This is a genomic window from Streptomyces sp. NPDC058274, from assembly GCF_042881375.1.
Taxonomy (GTDB): domain Bacteria; phylum Actinomycetota; class Actinomycetes; order Streptomycetales; family Streptomycetaceae; genus Streptomyces.
Window position 1 is genome coordinate 173,550 of sequence record NZ_JBHVXW010000009.1, and the last position, 15,552, is coordinate 189,101.

Below are 15,552 nucleotides of genomic sequence, written 5' to 3' on the forward strand. Positions count from 1 at the left end.
ACTCCCGCCCCGTCGTGTGTCGTCTTGACGTCCACGAGTCTGCGGTGGGGGGCCCGGCCGGGTCAGGAGTGCTGGGGCCCCTCCGGGGGTGGTGCCAGGCCCCCTGTTTCGTCGGCCACGAGCGCCATGAGGGCCCGGGCCGCGGGACTGGTGGCGTCCGGCGGCGGAAGCATTGCGACGGTCTCGTACGACATCTCCCCGGTGCCCTTCAGGGCGTGGGAGGTGAGGGCGGACGCCTCCGGCTTGAGGCTGAAGTGGCGTGGTACGACGGCGATTCCGAGTCCCTCCTGGACGAGTTCGAGGAGGCTGTGCACGTCGTTGACCTCGAGTGCGACCGTCCGTTCCACGCCCGCGGCGGCGAACGCCGCGTCGGTGATGCGGCGCGGCCCCCAGTCGGGATGGAAGTCGACGAAGGCCTCACCGCACACCTCCTCGGGCGTGACCGGCCCGCCCGCGGCGAGGCGGTGCGCCGGGTGGCACAGGACGGTCATCGGCTCCCCGGCCAGCGACACCGTACGCAGCTGATCGTTGTCCGGCTGCATCCGTACGGCGAAGGCCAGGTCCAGGCGACCGGCCGCGACCTCCTCGGCCAGCGCCCCGGAGCCCGCCTGCCGCAGCCGGATCTCCACGTCCGGATGCAGTCGCCGGAACGCGGCGAGGAGCTGGGCCACGCACACCCCGGCGATGCACTGCTCGGCGCCCAGGGAGAGCGTGCCGCGCAGCACACCCTGCACCGCGGCCACGGCCTCGTGCGCGGACCTGACCTGCGCCAGGATCCGCTCCGCCTCGCCCAGCAGGGCTCGGCCGGCCTCGGTGAGCGTCACGCGGCGGGTGGTGCGCACGAACAGCGGCGCCTGGAGCTCCCGCTCCAGCGCGCGGATCGACGCGGACAGTCCCGACTGCGAGACCATCAGCCGCTCCGCCGCCCGGGTGAAATGCTGGTCCTCGGCGACGGCGACGAAATGCTGGAGATGGCGCAGTTCCATGATTGAGCAGCGTAGTCGCTCAATCCCATCCGATTCTCCTGTTGGACCACTGCCCGGTGGGCGCGCCACAGTGGAGGACGTCCTATTGGGAACTCTCCTCCAGGAGCGCACGTGTACACGGCGAACACCGACCGTTACGAGGCCATGCCCTACCGCCGCACCGGACGCAGCGGTCTGAAGCTTCCGGCGCTGTCGCTCGGCCTGTGGCACAACTTCGGGCCCGACCGCCCGGTGGAGACCCAGCGGCAGATCCTGCGCCGCGCCTTCGACCTGGGCGTCACCCACTTCGACCTGGCCAACAACTACGGGCCGCCGCCCGGCGCCGCCGAGTCGGCCCTCGGTGACGCGCTCAAGGCCGACTTCACCCCCTACCGCGACGAGCTGCTCATCTCTACGAAGGCCGGCTACCTGATGTGGCCGGGCCCGTACGGCGAATGGGGCTCGCGCAAGTACGTGCTGTCCTCGCTCGACCAGAGCCTGAGCCGGATGGGCCTCGAGTACGTCGACATCTTCTACTCGCACCGCTTCGACCCGGAGACTCCCCTGGAGGAGACGATGGGCGCGCTGCACACGGCCGTGCAGCAGGGCAAGGCGCTGTACGTCGGCGTCTCCAACTACTCGGCGGAGCAGACCCGGGAAGCCGCCCGGATCCTGGGCGAGCTGGGCACCCCGCTGCTGATCCACCAGCCGCGCTACTCGATGCTCGACCGCCGCCCCGAGGACGAGGGGCTGCTGGACGCCCTGGACGAGCTCCAGGTCGGCTCCATCGCCTACTCGCCGCTGGAGCAGGGCGTGCTGACCAGCCGCTACCTCGACGGCATCCCGGAGGGGTCGCGCGCCGCGAGCGACAGTCCGTTCCTCAGCGCCGACACCCTCACCGAGGACCTCGTGCGCCAGCTGCGTGCGCTCAACGAGATCGCCGCGTCCCGCGGTCAGTCCCTGGCCCAGCTGGCCCTGTCGTGGGTCCTGCGCGGTGGCCGGGTCACCTCCGCCCTGATCGGGGCGAGCAGTGCCCAGCAGCTGGAGGACAGCGTGGCGGCCACACGCGCGCTGGACTTCGATGACGACGAGCTGGCCCGGATCGACGCGATCATCAAGCAGTGAGACGGCCCGGGTGACACGCCTGCAGGCGCCCGCCGCTGAGGTGGCGGGCGCCTGTCACGCGCCGAGGCGCTCCTCCAGGCGGACGGTCACTGTGTCACCCGCCTCCTTCCCGATCGCCTTGCGCACGTCCGCCCTCACGGGCAGCTTGTGCCTTCCGTCCCCCAGGGCCATGAAGGAACTGCGGAAGGGATGGCCGTCGATCGTGCCGCTGACCTTGACGAGACCGCGCGTCCCGAAGAACTCGACGGACTCCGGCCATACGACATAGGTCCAGCCGCCCTTGTCCGGGCTCTTTCGCAGTACCGCCGTGAATTGTTCGTTCACCTTGCCTGCCGTGCTCATCCGGTCCTCCGCTCCCAGTGGTTCTCCTGTTCAAGAGACCACCGGGAGCGGCAAAACTCATCGCGAGCGCTTCAGGCGGCTCCGGCCGGCACCCGGTCGAGGAATCCGAGCACGCTGCGGATGCGGCCCTCGTCGTCCAGGGTGATCACGTCGAAACCGGCGACGGGCGCCGAGCCGTCCGCCTCGTTGACCAGCTCCCAGCCGAAGCGGGCGATGTCGTGATGACCGTCGACGGAACCCGTCTGCCGGAAGGCGAACCCCGGGAACTGCTCGTGTGCCGCCGTGATCACGGCCACCAGCTGCTCGTGCCCCCGGACGTCGGCGAGCGGATCGGTGTAACTGCCGTCCACCGCCCAGGCGGTGGCCACCGCCTTCGCCCGGGTCCCCGCGTCGGCGGCGTTCCAGGCCTCGAAGTAGCGGGCGACGGCGATCTCGTGGCGCTCGGTGTCTGCGGACATGGTCGATCAGCCTCCATCGAGGAATACGTACTGGTCAGGGACCGGATTCCGGTGTGCGGTGCCCCGCCGGGATCCGGTACCGCAACCATGCCGGGTCGCCCCCGGGACCGTCGATTACCTCGCGGGTAAGGGCCTCCGGCGGCCGGAGAACGGGCCGCGTACCGTTTCGGCCACTCCATGCGGTGAATATGCCAAGAGACTGGCTGGAATGGCATGGTGACAGAGTGTCAATAGTGGCGATACTCGATTACCAGGGCGATTCAGCCACGCCCGCACAGAACCTTCGCGCCGCAGAGCATCCTCGCACCGTCGCGCGCGGCGGAGGGGCACAGGTACCACCCGCGCAGCAAGAGCCGTAAGAGCATCCTGCGCAGCAGACGAGCCGCAGGGAAAGAGAGGCCGGACCGGCATCGAGCGCCGTTATGGGGGAGCGACCGTGCATGACGAATTCCTGTGCCATGTGACCGCCTACGGAATGTGCGGCGGCCGGCGCGTCGGCGTCCCCCTGGGGACCTATCGCGCGCCCACCCTGGCGCTGGCCCTGTGGTGGATGCGGGACCGTGCCGCCTGGATGGCCGAGCGGCTCGACCCGCACCCCGACAACCCGACCTTCCCGCCGAACTCCATCGCGCCCGTCGGGGCCGGTGTCCCCGACGTGCCCAGCGCCCTGCGCGCGTGGTGCGGCGACACCAGGGAACAGGAGCTCGTCGCCGAGGAGTTGGCCGCCGGCAAGCTCGTCCGCATCGCCACCCGCGACGACACCACCGAGTACGAGCTGCTCGCGGAGTCCGTGGACGCGCTGCGCATGCAGCGCTTCGTCCCCGTGCTGTCGACACCCGCGGCGTAACCGTCTCATCCGGCCACCGGCCGCGCGGTCCGCCCCGCTCCGTGCGCGCGGCGCCCCCGGACGGATCGCCGATCAGGCGCACGTGTGGACGAATAGCTAGAATTCAGGCATGGGAGAGCGGCCGATCGTGCCGACAGCGCCCGAACTCGTCCTCGAGACCGAGACGGGCTCCACGGTGATGAGCCCCAGCCACGACTATCACGTCGGGCGTGACCCGCTCTGCGATGTCGTCATCGACGACGCGCGGGTCTCGTGGCACCACGCGGTGCTGCGGCCGGAGGCCGACCACTGGACGCTGGAGGACGAGAACAGCACCAACGGCACCTACGCCGACGGCCGCCGTGTCCACGAGTGGGGCGTCGGACCGGGCAGCGTGATCCGCTTCGGCAGTCTCGCGGACGGCCCCCGCGCCGTCCTCGTCGACCGCACTCCGCCGCCCACCGCCCCGGAACGCCCCTCCGCCGTCCGGATGCCCTCCGCGACCGGCACGTTCCGGCAGCCCACGACCGTACGGCCGCTGCCCGCCCGCACGGTCCGCATCGGCCGCGGCGGCGACAACGACCTGGTCGTCGACGACCTGGTCGCCTCACGCCGGCACGCCGAACTGCGCGCGCTCCCGGACGGCACGTACGAGATCGTCGACCTCGGCAGCCACAACGGGACGTTCCTCAACGGACAGCCCGTCGGGCGGGCCCGGATCACCGAGGGTGACATCGTCGGCATCGGTCACTCCGCGTTCTGCCTGGTCGGGGACCAGCTCCAGGAGTACGTCGACACCGGCGAGGTCTCGCTCGACGTACAGGACCTCATGGTCGCCGTAGACCATGGCCGCAAGACGCTCATCGACCAGGTGTCCTTTCCCGTCGGCGAGAAATGTCTGCTCGCGGTCGTCGGACCCAGCGGCGCCGGCAAATCCACCCTCCTGAACGCCCTGACCGGACAGCGCCCCGCGGACCGGGGCACGGTCCTGTACGACGGCCGCGACCTGTACCGGGACTACGCCGAGCTGCGCCAGCGCATCGGGCTCGTGCCGCAGGACGACATCCTGCACGCGCAGCTGACCGTGCGCAGGGCGCTCACATACGCCGCCGAACTGCGCTTCCCGCAGGACACGGCCAAGGCGGAGCGCAAGGCACGGGTCGACGAGGTGATCGGGGAGCTGGGCCTTGAACAGCGTGCCGGGCAGCCCATCCACAGCCTGTCGGGAGGCCAGCGCAAGCGCGTCAGCGTGGCCCTCGAGCTGCTGACCAAGCCCTCGCTGCTCTTCCTCGACGAGCCGACCTCCGGCCTTGACCCCGGCATGGACCGCTCGGTGATGCACATGCTGCGCGGCCTCGCCGACGACGGGCGGACGGTCATCGTGGTCACGCACAGTGTGCTGAGCCTCGACGTCTGCGACCGGCTGCTGGTGCTCGCGCCGGGCGGCAGGATCGCCTATTACGGGCCGCCCGAGGACGCCCTGGCCTTCTTCGGCTTCGAGCAGTGGCCGGAGGCCTTCGAGGCCTTCGAACGGGACCGGGACCGGGACTGGGCGGGGGACTACCGTCAGTCGCCCACCCACCGGCAGTACATCGTCAACTCGACCTCCCAGCCGCAGCTGGCGGCATCGGCCCCGGCCCCCACGTTCGGGCCCCCGCCCAAGCCCCAGAGCTGGGGCGCCCAGCTGAGCACCCTGGTCAGGCGGTACGCGGCCGCGCTCAGCGCCGACCGGACGTTCCTCGCCATCATGATCGCGCTGCCCTTCGTGATGGGCGCGATGGCCCGGGCCCTGGCCGGGAGCAGGCTGACCCAGGAGACGGCGATGAACGCGCTGCTGATCCTGTGCGTCGGCGGCGTCCTCACCGGTGCGGCCAACGCTGTGCGCGAACTGGTCAAGGAACGCGTCATCTACCAGCGCGAGCGTGCGGTGGGCCTGTCCCGGTCGGCGTATCTGATGTCCAAGGTCGTCGTCCTCGGCGCCATCACGGTGCTCCAGGCCGTCGTGCTGACCCTCGTCGGCCTGTTCGGCGTCGACCTCAACGCGCCCGGCGGCGAAGGTGTCCTCATGCCGCCGCTGCTGGAGATCACGGTGGCCGTCGCTCTGCTCGCCTTCACGGCCATGATGCTCGGCCTCCTCGTCTCCGCGCTGGTGCGCAAGGAGGAGGTCACCATGCCGCTGCTCGTGCTGCTGGCGATCGTCCAAGTGGTGTTCTGCGGCGCGCTGCTGAAGCTGAACGGGGTGCCCGGGGTCGAGCAGCTGGCCTGGCTCGTGCCCTCGCGATGGGCACTGGGTGCGATGGCGAGCACGATCGGCCTCGCCCGCATCGTGCCCGGTGAGCTCACCGGGGACCCCCTCTTCAAGCACTCGGCCGGCGTGTGGCTGCTGAATGTCGGGATGCTGGTCGTGCTCTCGGTCGTCTTCGAATACGTGGTGGCCCGGCTGCTGCGGCGCCACGAGCCCGCCGTCATGCGGAAGTAGGTGCGATGACGACCCCCGACTTCCGCCCCACGCATGTCGTCCCCCAGGAGGGGCTGCCCGCCTGGGAGACCCCGGACCCCTCCCACCCCACCGTGTCACTCGACGCCCTGCTGCCCGTCGAGCTCGTCGACCGGCGGGGCGACTGGGGCCGGGTCCTCTGCGCCAACGGCTGGTCCGCCTGGGTCGACGGCCGGCTGCTGATCGCCGTACCCCAGGCCCCGCCCGCCGCGACCAGCCCGCTCACCCGGACGGCGGATCCGCGACCGCTCCTCGCCCGTGCCGAGGAGGCGATCGCGCGGTATCGCGGCGCGACGGAGGACCTCACCGTCGGACGCCTCGACGGAGAGCAGTTCCACGACCGTACGCGCGGGCTGCGGGCCGGCGTCGTCGTCGACGGGGAGTCCGTATGGCTGTACGACGCCGAGCACGAGCGGTGGGTGTACTGCGACGGCACCCGGCTGAACACGTATGCCGCACCGGGGGAACCGTCCCCCGGGATCCGGCCCCCGGCACCCTCCCAGCCACACCGGGAGGCGACCCGTGTCGTCCGCGAGCCGGAGAAACCGGAGAAACCGGAGAAACCGGAGAACGAGGACGCGACAGGTCGCGTACGGGACAGCGCGCGCCGTCCCGAGCCCGAGCCCGAGCCCGAGCCGGAGGAGGACGCGACCCGTGTCGTTCGCGGTCCAAACGACGCGGAGGCGACCCGTGTCGTACCGAATCCGGAGAACACGGACGAGGAGACGGACGAGAACACGGACGCGGACGCGACCCGGCTCGTGCCGGAGCCGGAGCCCGAGCCGGAGCCGGAAGAGGGCGAAGCGACCCGTGTCGTACGCGAGTCCGCTCCCGTCGACGGACACGAACCGACTCGTCTCGTCCCGCACGTGCCGGACGCGCCGATGCGGCCGGGCGACGTGCGGCCGGGTGACGCCTGATGGACGACGCGGCCCACGACATGAGCCTGTACTCGGGACGGCCCTCCGGGCTGATCGGGCAGCAGATCGCGGGCTACCGGATCGAGCGTGAGATCGGACGCGGCGGCATGGCCGTCGTCTACCGCGCGAAGGACCTGCGCCTGGAGCGGACCGTCGCTCTCAAGCTGCTCGCGCCGGAACTCGCCCGCAACGACACCTTCCGCCGGCGGTTCACCCACGAGTCACGGGTGGCCGCCGCCATCGACCATCCGCACATCGTGCCGGTCTTCGAGGCGGGCGAGACGGACGGCGTCCTGTACATCGCGATGCGGTACGTCTCGGGGCAGGATCTGCGCCATCTGCTCGACCGGGAGGGCCCGTTGCCCGTCGGGACCGCCGTGCGGATCGCCGCGCAGGTGGCTTCCGCGCTCGATGCCGCCCACAACCACGGCCTGGTCCACCGGGACGTCAAACCCGGCAACATCCTGGTGGCCGCGGGCACGGACAGCGACCATCCCGAGCACGTGTACCTCACGGACTTCGGCCTGACCAAGAAGTCGCTGTCCCTGACCGGCTTCACGTCCGTCGGGCAGTTCGTCGGGACGCTCGACTATGTGGCACCCGAGCAGATCTCGGGGCGTCCGGTCGACGGGAGGTGCGACGTCTACAGCTTCGCGTGCGTCGTCCACGAGATCCTGACCGGCAAGCCGCCCTTCCAGCGGGACGACGACATGGCCCTGCTCTGGGCCCACCAGTACGACCAGCCGCCGCCCCTGACCGACAAACGCCCCGACCTCACCGCCGCGGCCGACGGCGTCCTGGCCAAGGCCCTGGCCAAGAGCCCCGACGACCGGTACGGCTCCTGCCTCGCGTTCGTGGCGGCCCTGCGGACCGCGGTGACGGGCGGCGCGGGCCATGGCCATCCGCCGACCCAGGTGAACCTGCGGGCTGTTGAAGCACCGGAACATCCGGGTCCGCCGCCCGAACCTCCCGCCTGGGCCCGCCCCGTCTTCCGGAGCTAGCGGGTGCCCCGGTCGGACGCGATCTCGCCCCGCCGGTGCATCCGCCGAGCGGCCAGGGCGCCGAGGAAACCGGCGACCAGGCCCCACAGCACGGCGAAGCCGAGCGCGGTCCACAGTCCGGGATGCAGCAGGAGCTGTCCGGACAGCCCGCCGGCGATGTCACCGATGCCCAGCACGGACAGGCCGTAGTGGGCGGAGAGACGGGCGACGAGACAGATAATCAGGACCGTCAGCGCCAGGGCGACCGCCAGGTGCACGGCGTGCTGCCACGCACGCACCCGGGCGGGGGAGCGGGCGGCCATCAGGAAGGCGGCCGCCAGCAGCAGTACGGCGTCGATCACGGCCAGCCACCACACCCGGCCGTCGTACTCCGCGAGGGTGCGCAGATTGAGCGTGGAGATGTCCGGCGTGCGCAGCACCTGGTCCAGAAGATGCGGCATCGGCAGACCGAAGGGCCCGTCCACGCGCCCGTTCCAGGAGGCGCCCAGGCCGATCGTGAGAGCCAGCCAGACGAGGTTCGGCAGCCCCAGCAGGATCACGGCGAACGTCTCGGCGGTGTGGCCGCGGGTCGCCGCGACCACCAGGCCGATGACGACCCCGAGCACGACGTACGACAGCAGCAGCGCGACCATGGCGGAGGCGGCCGGCCGTACCGACTCCTGGAAGCGCACCAGCCGGGCCGGAAGGGGGGCCCGGCGCGAGACGAGCAGGGCGAGCACCAGCACACCCGCCAGCCACAGCAGACCGAACAGCACGGTGACCGGGACGTCCGCCTTGAAGCCCACCTTGGGGGACGCGCCGAACAGGTCGCCGATGTCGGAGATCGCGCCGTCCCCCAGCGAGATCGCGAAGTTCTGGCGGGCCGCGAAGGCGAGTGCGATGAGCGCCAGCAGCCATACGACGGCGATTCGCGCCGCCCAGCCGGCCAGTTCGGGCGCGCCGGCGACGGCCCGGTGGCGCAACGGCCGCAGGAAGCCGGCGGCAATCACCAGGGCGCCGGCGAGGGTGACCGACAGCGGCATCACGGTGAGGCCCGCCTTGGTCTCCGCGATCGCACCGGCGTCGCCGGACAGCTCGATGCTGCCGCCGACCGCCGTCACCACGGTGGCGGCGGTGACGCGCGGGAACGCGTTGTCCGGGAGGCCGGCCGCGCCGGCCGCCCACAGGCCGAGTGCGGCGATCACGCCCATCACGATCACCCCGGCCAGGACCGTGGCGACGGCCTGGACCCAGCCGTGGTGGGCGACTGCCTGGTCGGAGGGTGTCTTCGGGCTCACGCTGCCACGCTATGCAGGGCTTCGGAGGTCCGCCCGCCGGGGAGGGCCGACCGCGTCCGCTTGCGAGCGGGACGGGACCGGAGCACACAATGGGCTCAATGTGCATAAAGCGGCGCTAAGCGTCTGAAGTGCCGCGAGATCCCTACGCAGGGAAGAAGAGCTCGTGAGCGTCGAACCGCCGTCTTCCGGCCGCCCCACAGGACCGCCCTCGGGCCCGCTGTCGGGTCCGTCGCAGCCTGGTCCGTCCGAGCCGAGTCCCACCCAGCCCACCGCCCGCCCGCCGATGGGGCCGCCGGCCGGTGGTTCGGGTGCGGGCGACACGGGTGGATCCGGCGGAGGCGGTGGATCGGGCGGGGCGGGCGGGCCTTCCGGGCCGCAGGGGACGGGCGGCGCCGGCCGGGGCGGACCGGACCGCGCCTGGTGGAAGTCCGCGCCCCGGGTGGCCCTGATCGCCACCGGGGTCGTGGCGGCGGTGGTCCTTGCTCTCGTGTTCACCCGCTCGGACGGCACGTCCGACAAAGCCGGCGGCGAGGTCTTCCTGCAGTCGGCGGCCAAGACCGGCCCCGATCCGTTCACCGAGTCGACGGCCACCGACAGTTCGACGGTGCCCGAGACGCCCGCGGCCTCCGACAGCGCGGCGGAATCCGCCAACGTGACGCGTGGGGTGGACGGATCGGCACCCGGCCTCTACGGCGGCACCCGCAACGTCACCAGCTGCGACGTGGAGAAGCAGATCTCCGCGCTCCGGGCGGCCCCGGCGAAGAACAAGGCATTCGCGTCGGTGGCGGGGGTGCAGCCCTCCGGCGTCCCGGCCTATCTGCGCTCGCTCACACCGGTTCAGCTGCGCATGGACACCCGGGTGACCAACCACGGCTACCGCGACGGCGCCGCCACCAGTTACCAGGCGGTGCTCCAGGCGGGTACGGCCGTCCTGGTCGACGACCACGGCGTGCCCCGGGTGCGCTGCGCCTGCGGCAATCCGCTGACCCCGCCGGTCGCGCAGCAGAACACGCCCAAGCGGACCGGCGACAGCTGGTCCTCGTACCGGCCGCAGAACGTCGTGGTCGTCACCCCCGCCACGACCGTCATCAACGTGTTCGTCATGTTCGACCCGGACCACGACGACTGGTTCCGCCGCCACAAGGGCGACACGGGCGAGAAGGACCAGAAGACCAAGCCGCCGGTGGACCGTCCCTCCCCGTCGGTGAGCGGCCTGACCCCGAGCCCCGGCTCGTCGTCGCCGTGCGTCTCCTCGCCGGGCGGGACCCCGCCGATTCCGTGCGACTCGTCGTCGTCGCCGTCCTCGTCGACCCCGTCGGCACCGTCGTCGTCACAATCGTCGGAATCGTCGGAGCCGCCGAGTTCCGCGTCCTCCGGTACGTCGTCGTCGGCGTCCACCTCCAGCGCTCCGGCGTCGGCCTCCTCGTTCAGCGCCCCGCAGTCGTCCGGGACCACTCCGGCGCTCTGAGGGGCACCTCAGCCCGAGCGCACGACCAGCGCGTAGTCCCCGAGTCCGAGCAAGCGGTCGCCGGGGATCTCGCCCAACGCCGTGTAGATCGTCTCGATGCGTCCCGTCCCGGGATCGAAGGCGATGTCCTTGACCGTGCCGCGCTCGTCACCGTCCTCGGTCAACACGCGGGCCCGCAGGACGTCGTGGGGGGTGGACGCGGCCTGCGTCGCGGTGTCGGGCGCGGTGTCCGAGCGGACCAGGGCGGCGTCGGGGCCGAAGGCGTGGAACGCACTCCAGTCGAGCGCGGTCTCCTTACGGCCTCGTGCCCCGGAGATCCGCGCATGGGTGACCAGTCCCGCCTCGGCGTCGATCGCCAGTGACTTGACGACACCGATCTCGTCCGCCTCGCCCAGCGTCACGACCGGCAGTCCCTGGGCCTGGGAGAACATCATCACGGCGTCGGGCCTTTCTCGAATCCGTCCTGCGGGCCGCCGGGCGCGGCCGGTTCGGGCGCCGCGGACCGGGTCGCGGCACGCCGGATCTGAAACGCCTCGACCTGACTGACGAACCCCGCGAGATCGTCGGCGACGAAACGGGTCGCGTCCGCCGGGATCACGAGCGCGCGCCCCGAGACGGCCAGGGTCTCGCCGCGCGGGACGAACACCTTGTGCCGCCGGCGCTTCGAACCCGGTTCCAGTGCCTCGCGGGCGGCGATGCGGAAGCCCACCACGCGCCCGCTGGTGCCGCCTTCGACGACGATGTCCAGGACCGTGCCGACCTCGGCGCCCGCGTCGGTCAGCACCTGGGCGCCCAGCACGGCGCCGTGCGCCGCCTCGCCCCGGGCGACCACCGCGGACGGTTCGGCGAGCACCTCCCGGCCGCGGACCATGACGGCGTGCCGGCCGAGCGCGTACACCGCGCTCCAGGGCAGGCTCTGCTTCAGCGGGCCCGACAGCAACCCCCGGCCGCTGAGGGTGAATCCGGTGACCCGGCCGGCCGGGCCGTCGAAGACCGTGTCCTTGATCTGGCCGATGACGTCACCGCCGAGTGTGACCACCGGTCGTTTGCCGAGGTCGCGTGCGGCCATCAACTCGCTCACCGCGTCCCCCTCTTCTCCCTCACCGCGTGCCCTTCTTCCCGAACCCGCGTCCACGCTGCACCGCGATGACGGTCCCGGACCGCCGGCTCGACTGCACCCACACCACTGCCACGCTCAGCAGCAGCAGGGCAGCGACCACGACGACCAGCCACACCCACCACACCACCGTCCACCTCCGGTCATCCGGGCCACCCGGTCGCAGTCGACCGGATCCGGCTCTGTCCTTGTGCCCCGGCGGGACGGGACGATGCGCGCCCCGATCGCTCCGCGCCCGCAATCGCCTTGAGCGGCAGTGGACTTGGGCCGATAAAGAGCAGATCGTTACCTTTCGGCAATTGTTGCCACAGGTCAACCATCGGCTACGGTGGGCCGTGTCATCGCTCCACGGCTGCGCTGTGCGCCGCCACCCGATTACCCCCACATCCCGAAGTCATTCCGAAGGGTCAATGTGCATTCAGGTCGGAGTCCAGGCCAGGTAGCCATGTCGCTGTCCGTGCGCGAGGCCGGCCGGTCGACGGTGATCGCGGTCCGCGGGGAGGTGGACCTGGGCAACGCGGGACAGCTGGCGGAAGCCATCGCGCAGGCGGCCCTCGCCCGGCCGGACGCGGTGGTGCTCGAGCTGGCCGAGGTGCGCTTCGCGGACTCGACCACGGTCAACGTCATCCTCCAGGCCTACGCCTCGCACGGCGCCCGCTTCCGGCTCGCGGCACTCTCCCCGTTCGTCGAAAGGGTGCTGGAAATCACCGGCGTACTGGACGTGCTGCCGGTGTACGCGACGGCGGCGGAGGCGCTGGAGGCCGATCCGGGGCCGGGCCGGAGCGGGCAGACGCCCGGGACGGACTCCCACTAGCCGTGGCAGGCCCGCGAGGTCACTCGGGGGCGCGGCGGCCACCGGAAACCCGGTCGGGGCGGCGCTCCGCACTTACGCCGGAACCCACCGTGTGTCTCCGCTCGTCAGCGGGTGTTTTCACCCTCTTTCCACCTCCTGTGATCTCAGGGAAAACAGGGGTGAGTGGGGAGAGCATCTTGGGGTACGAGCACTTGTGCAGCAGCGTCCGGTCGTACCGGCTTCCGAGAGAGACATGCATGATCGAGCACTTGGGCGGAGCAGTGATACCGACTGGCTTCGACGTGCCCGTGGAACCGCTTCGGCGGGCGGCGCACTACACCGGCGAGCCGGGATGCATCGCCGAGGCACGATCCTTCGCCGAGCTGTTCCTGGAACAGCTCCGGTCGGAATGGTGCGCCGAGATCGACGCACGGGGCGGCGGTGACCTCCTCCTCGTCGTGAGCGAGCTCGTCACCAACGCCGACCGGCACAGCCACGGGCCGTACATTCTGGAACTGGAGGGCACCGACGCCTCCGTGACCGTCACCGTCTACGACAGCAGCGCCACTCTGCCCCGCCGGTATCCGCGCGATCCCCAGCGCATCGGCCGGCACGGACTGGAAATCGTCCACGCCCTCGCGACCGAGGTGAGCGTCGGGCGCGTACCGGTCGGCAAGTGCGTCAGAGCCGTGCTCGAGCTGCGCCCTTGAATCAGAGCCGTGCTCGAGCTGCGCCCTCGAACCGGAAGTCCACGGCGGGAGGCCGGATGGGGCGGCGGAGCGGGGCGCGGTCGCGGCGCGGACTGCCTGGTGGCCTCCCGCTACAGCCCCGGACGCGACCACGCACTGCTCGGCGGCGACTTCTTCGATGTCGTCGAGGACACGGACGGCACGCTGCACGCGGTGATCGGTGACGTCTCCGACACGGCGCCGCCGAGGCCGCGCTCGGTGTCTGTCTGCGGGTGGCCTGGCGGGCCGCCGTGCTCTTTGGCTGCCTCGGCACGGAACAGGCGCGCCTGCTGGAGGAGATCCTCTGCGCCGAGCGTGCCGCCGAATGCATCTTCGCCACGCTGACCCTGGTGCGGATCGACAAGGACCGCAGCCGGCTGCATGTGATCCACGCCGGGCACCCCGGGCTGCTCTGAGGTACGGGACGTTGCGCCCGGCCCCCGGAGTCCATGAATGCGCAGACTCGGGGCACAGGAACAGAGGCGGCACCGACCTTGCCGGCCACGAGATCCGATGTCGACCATGCAAGGGGTGGGCCCACTCATGACAACGCGCAAGGCGTGGCTGCGAACAGGCAGCGGGATGCGCCGACGGCTCAACACGCGGGCCGTGCTGCGGGCGGGGCTCGAGCGCAGCGGCGAGCCCGGGTGGCGCCGTGTCACCGCGGGCGGTCTGCTGTGGGGCGGCGCGGCCGCCGCCCTCGGTGCCTCCGGGAACCGCAACGCTCGCCGTGCGGCGCTGCGGGGCATCGGTGCCGTGGCCATCGCGTCCACGGCGACCCGTGCGCTCGCCCGCCCCGCATCCCGGAAGGTGCAGCCCCTGGAGGCGGCCGGACACGCCGCGTCCGCCGCCGCGTTCGCGGCGGGAGTGCTGCTCGAAGCACCCCGCTACGGCCTGGTCGTCGCCCCGGCCGCCACGGCGCTGACGATGGCGCGCATCCGGTCCCGGGTGCGGCACCCGGGCGATGTCGCGGTGGGCGTCGCGATCGGCGTCGGTGCCGCCGCGCTGACCGCCCGCTGGTGGCCGGTCAAGCCCGAGGTGGCGGCCGCGGCGGCGCCACCGCGCCGGCCCGCGCCGGCGCTGCCCGGGGGAGAGGGGCTGCACATCGTGGTCAACCCGTCCTCGGGTCTGTCCCGGGCTTCCGACACGCCGGACGCGGCCGAGCATCTGCGCATCCTGCTGCCCAAGGCCGACATCACGGTTCCGCAGGAGGGGCAGGATCTGCGGGACCTCCTGGAGCAGGCCGCCGAGCGGGCCCGGGTGCAGGGCGGCGCCCTCGGGGCCTTCGGAGGCGACGGCACGATCAACACCGCGACGGAGGTGGCCGCCCGGCTCGGCCTGCCGCTCGCGGTGTTCCCCGGCGGCACCTTCAACCACTTCGCCGCGGACCTGGGCAACCAGACCCTCGACGACGTGGCGCGTGCTGTGCAGGACGGCGACGCGGTCGTGGCGGACATGGGCCGGGCCCGCGTACCGGGCGGACCGGAGCAGGTGTTCCTCAACACGTTCAGCCTGGGCGTCTATTCGGATCTCGTCAGCGTCCGCGAGCGGTTCGAGAAGCGGATCGGCAAGTGGCCCGCGCTGCTCGTCGGTCTGGCCAAGCTCCTCGCCACGGGAAGCCCGGTGAAGGTCTCGGTCAACGGCAGCCCCAAGCGTCTGTGGCTGCTGTTCGCGGGCAACGGCATATACCACCCCGCGGGGTTCGCCCCCACGTACCGCACACAGCTCGACGACGGTCTGCTCGACGTCCGTGCCGTCGACGGCGGCACCCCCCTGGCCAGGACCCGGCTGCTGCTCGCCGTGCTGACCGGCACCCTGCACAACAGCCGGGTCCTCACCACGGCCCAGGTGCGCAGCCTCCGCCTCGAAGTGCTCGACGGCGACCCGCGGTTCTCGTACGACGGAGAAGTGACCCGGGAACCCGCGCCCCGGCTGGTGCTCGACAAGCTGGCCCGGGCCGTGACGCTGTACCGGCCTGCGGAGAAGGACCAGTGGCTGCGCTGACCGAGAGCGCGCGGGGCGAGCGTCCGGATGA

General features: G+C 71.7%; 16 protein-coding genes and 1 pseudogene. 10 read left to right on the plus strand and 7 right to left on the minus strand.

Annotated elements, in window-relative coordinates; translation table 11 throughout:
• Window positions 1-62: 62 nt before the first annotated feature.
• Window positions 63-986 (minus strand): LysR family transcriptional regulator, encoded by a 924-nt coding sequence (locus ACFVYF_RS20130; RefSeq protein WP_389457062.1) that lies wholly within the window; start codon window positions 984-986, stop codon window positions 63-65.
• Between the two features lie 111 nt (window positions 987-1,097).
• Here ACFVYF_RS20130 and mgrA point away from each other — a divergent pair, with 111 nt between their 5' ends.
• Window positions 1,098-2,090, plus strand: coding sequence for an L-glyceraldehyde 3-phosphate reductase (gene mgrA, locus ACFVYF_RS20135; RefSeq protein WP_389457064.1), 993 nt, complete (start codon window positions 1,098-1,100; stop codon window positions 2,088-2,090).
• Window positions 2,091-2,144: 54 nt separating this feature from the next.
• Here the strand turns inward: mgrA and ACFVYF_RS20140 are convergent, their stop codons facing one another.
• Window positions 2,145-2,432 (minus strand): DUF1905 domain-containing protein, encoded by a 288-nt coding sequence (locus ACFVYF_RS20140; protein ID WP_389457066.1) that lies wholly within the window; start codon window positions 2,430-2,432, stop codon window positions 2,145-2,147.
• Between the two features lie 71 nt (window positions 2,433-2,503).
• The gene (locus tag ACFVYF_RS20145; RefSeq protein WP_389457068.1) at window positions 2,504-2,890 is read right to left on the minus strand and encodes a nuclear transport factor 2 family protein; all 387 of its coding nucleotides are present in this window, start codon (window positions 2,888-2,890) and stop codon (window positions 2,504-2,506) included.
• A 436-nt stretch (window positions 2,891-3,326) separates the two neighbouring features.
• Between ACFVYF_RS20145 and ACFVYF_RS20150 the strand changes: the two genes are divergently transcribed.
• The 4 genes from ACFVYF_RS20150 to ACFVYF_RS20165 all read left to right on the plus strand — a co-directional run bounded on the left by ACFVYF_RS20150 (window position 3,327) and on the right by ACFVYF_RS20165 (window position 8,134).
• Window positions 3,327-3,737, plus strand: coding sequence for a hypothetical protein (locus ACFVYF_RS20150; protein ID WP_389457070.1), 411 nt, complete (start codon window positions 3,327-3,329; stop codon window positions 3,735-3,737).
• Between the two features lie 109 nt (window positions 3,738-3,846).
• Window positions 3,847-6,195 (plus strand): FHA domain-containing protein, encoded by a 2,349-nt coding sequence (locus ACFVYF_RS20155; protein ID WP_389457072.1) that lies wholly within the window; start codon window positions 3,847-3,849, stop codon window positions 6,193-6,195.
• A 5-nt stretch (window positions 6,196-6,200) separates the two neighbouring features.
• Window positions 6,201-7,133: a hypothetical protein gene (locus tag ACFVYF_RS20160; protein ID WP_389457074.1), complete on the plus strand. Its 933-nt coding sequence runs from the start codon at window positions 6,201-6,203 to the stop codon at window positions 7,131-7,133.
• A complete protein-coding gene (locus ACFVYF_RS20165; RefSeq protein WP_389457076.1) occupies window positions 7,133-8,134 on the plus strand; it encodes a serine/threonine-protein kinase in 1,002 nt (333 codons plus the stop codon). Before ACFVYF_RS20160 ends, ACFVYF_RS20165 begins: the two co-directional genes overlap by 1 nt.
• Here ACFVYF_RS20165 and ACFVYF_RS20170 read toward each other — a convergent pair.
• Window positions 8,131-9,411 carry a streptophobe family protein gene (locus tag ACFVYF_RS20170; protein WP_389457078.1) on the minus strand — a complete coding sequence of 427 codons (1,281 nt, stop codon included), beginning with the start codon at window positions 9,409-9,411 and terminating at the stop codon, window positions 8,131-8,133. The two genes, ACFVYF_RS20165 and ACFVYF_RS20170, sit on opposite strands and share 4 nt — an antisense overlap.
• A 163-nt stretch (window positions 9,412-9,574) precedes the next feature.
• Between ACFVYF_RS20170 and ACFVYF_RS20175 the strand changes: the two genes are divergently transcribed.
• Window positions 9,575-10,879, plus strand: coding sequence for a DUF6777 domain-containing protein (locus ACFVYF_RS20175; RefSeq protein ID WP_389457081.1), 1,305 nt, complete (start codon window positions 9,575-9,577; stop codon window positions 10,877-10,879).
• A gap of 8 nt (window positions 10,880-10,887) precedes the next feature.
• Here the strand turns inward: ACFVYF_RS20175 and ACFVYF_RS20180 are convergent, their stop codons facing one another.
• From ACFVYF_RS20180 to ACFVYF_RS20190, 3 genes are read right to left on the minus strand one after another with little or no spacing between them, the layout of a single operon-like run.
• Window positions 10,888-11,313, minus strand: a complete 426-nt coding sequence (locus ACFVYF_RS20180) for a PRC-barrel domain-containing protein (protein ID WP_389457261.1) — start codon at window positions 11,311-11,313, stop codon at window positions 10,888-10,890.
• The gene (locus ACFVYF_RS20185; protein WP_389457082.1) at window positions 11,313-11,960 is read right to left on the minus strand and encodes a PRC-barrel domain-containing protein; all 648 of its coding nucleotides are present in this window, start codon (window positions 11,958-11,960) and stop codon (window positions 11,313-11,315) included. Before ACFVYF_RS20185 ends, ACFVYF_RS20180 begins: the two co-directional genes overlap by 1 nt.
• 19 nt (window positions 11,961-11,979) lie before the next feature.
• Complete coding sequence (locus ACFVYF_RS20190) at window positions 11,980-12,126, minus strand: hypothetical protein (protein ID WP_389457084.1); 147 nt, start codon at window positions 12,124-12,126, stop codon at window positions 11,980-11,982.
• A gap of 315 nt (window positions 12,127-12,441) precedes the next feature.
• On the opposite strand from ACFVYF_RS20190, the gene ACFVYF_RS20195 reads away from it, so the two are divergent.
• The 4 genes and pseudogenes from ACFVYF_RS20195 (at window position 12,442) to ACFVYF_RS20210 (ending at window position 15,521) form a co-directional block, all read left to right on the plus strand.
• Window positions 12,442-12,810, plus strand: coding sequence for an STAS domain-containing protein (locus ACFVYF_RS20195; RefSeq protein ID WP_389457086.1), 369 nt, complete (start codon window positions 12,442-12,444; stop codon window positions 12,808-12,810).
• Between the two features lie 236 nt (window positions 12,811-13,046).
• Window positions 13,047-13,499, plus strand: coding sequence for an ATP-binding protein (locus tag ACFVYF_RS20200; RefSeq protein WP_389457088.1), 453 nt, complete (start codon window positions 13,047-13,049; stop codon window positions 13,497-13,499).
• Between the two features lie 87 nt (window positions 13,500-13,586).
• A pseudogene (locus ACFVYF_RS20205) lies at window positions 13,587-13,930 on the plus strand (PP2C family protein-serine/threonine phosphatase); the annotation flags it as partial.
• Between the two features lie 130 nt (window positions 13,931-14,060).
• Complete coding sequence (locus ACFVYF_RS20210; protein ID WP_389457089.1) at window positions 14,061-15,521, plus strand: diacylglycerol/lipid kinase family protein; 1,461 nt, start codon at window positions 14,061-14,063, stop codon at window positions 15,519-15,521.
• The last annotated feature ends 31 nt before the right edge of the window (window positions 15,522-15,552 follow it).

What these genes read in the sequence shown, in the direction of transcription:
- ACFVYF_RS20130 (WP_389457062.1), bottom strand. Translation starts at nt 986, where the DNA reads ATGGAACTGCGCCATCTCCAGCATTTCGTCGCCGTCGCCGAGGACCAG.
- ACFVYF_RS20140 (WP_389457066.1), bottom strand. Translation starts at nt 2,432, where the DNA reads ATGAGCACGGCAGGCAAGGTGAACGAACAATTCACGGCGGTACTGCGA.
- ACFVYF_RS20145 (WP_389457068.1), bottom strand. Translation starts at nt 2,890, where the DNA reads ATGTCCGCAGACACCGAGCGCCACGAGATCGCCGTCGCCCGCTACTTC.
- ACFVYF_RS20155 (WP_389457072.1), top strand. Translation starts at nt 3,847, where the DNA reads ATGGGAGAGCGGCCGATCGTGCCGACAGCGCCCGAACTCGTCCTCGAG.
- ACFVYF_RS20160 (WP_389457074.1), top strand. Translation starts at nt 6,201, where the DNA reads ATGACGACCCCCGACTTCCGCCCCACGCATGTCGTCCCCCAGGAGGGG.
- ACFVYF_RS20165 (WP_389457076.1), top strand. Translation starts at nt 7,133, where the DNA reads ATGGACGACGCGGCCCACGACATGAGCCTGTACTCGGGACGGCCCTCC.
- ACFVYF_RS20180 (WP_389457261.1), bottom strand. Translation starts at nt 11,313, where the DNA reads ATGATGTTCTCCCAGGCCCAGGGACTGCCGGTCGTGACGCTGGGCGAG.
- ACFVYF_RS20195 (WP_389457086.1), top strand. Translation starts at nt 12,442, where the DNA reads ATGTCGCTGTCCGTGCGCGAGGCCGGCCGGTCGACGGTGATCGCGGTC.
- ACFVYF_RS20200 (WP_389457088.1), top strand. Translation starts at nt 13,047, where the DNA reads ATGATCGAGCACTTGGGCGGAGCAGTGATACCGACTGGCTTCGACGTG.
- ACFVYF_RS20210 (WP_389457089.1), top strand. Translation starts at nt 14,061, where the DNA reads ATGACAACGCGCAAGGCGTGGCTGCGAACAGGCAGCGGGATGCGCCGA.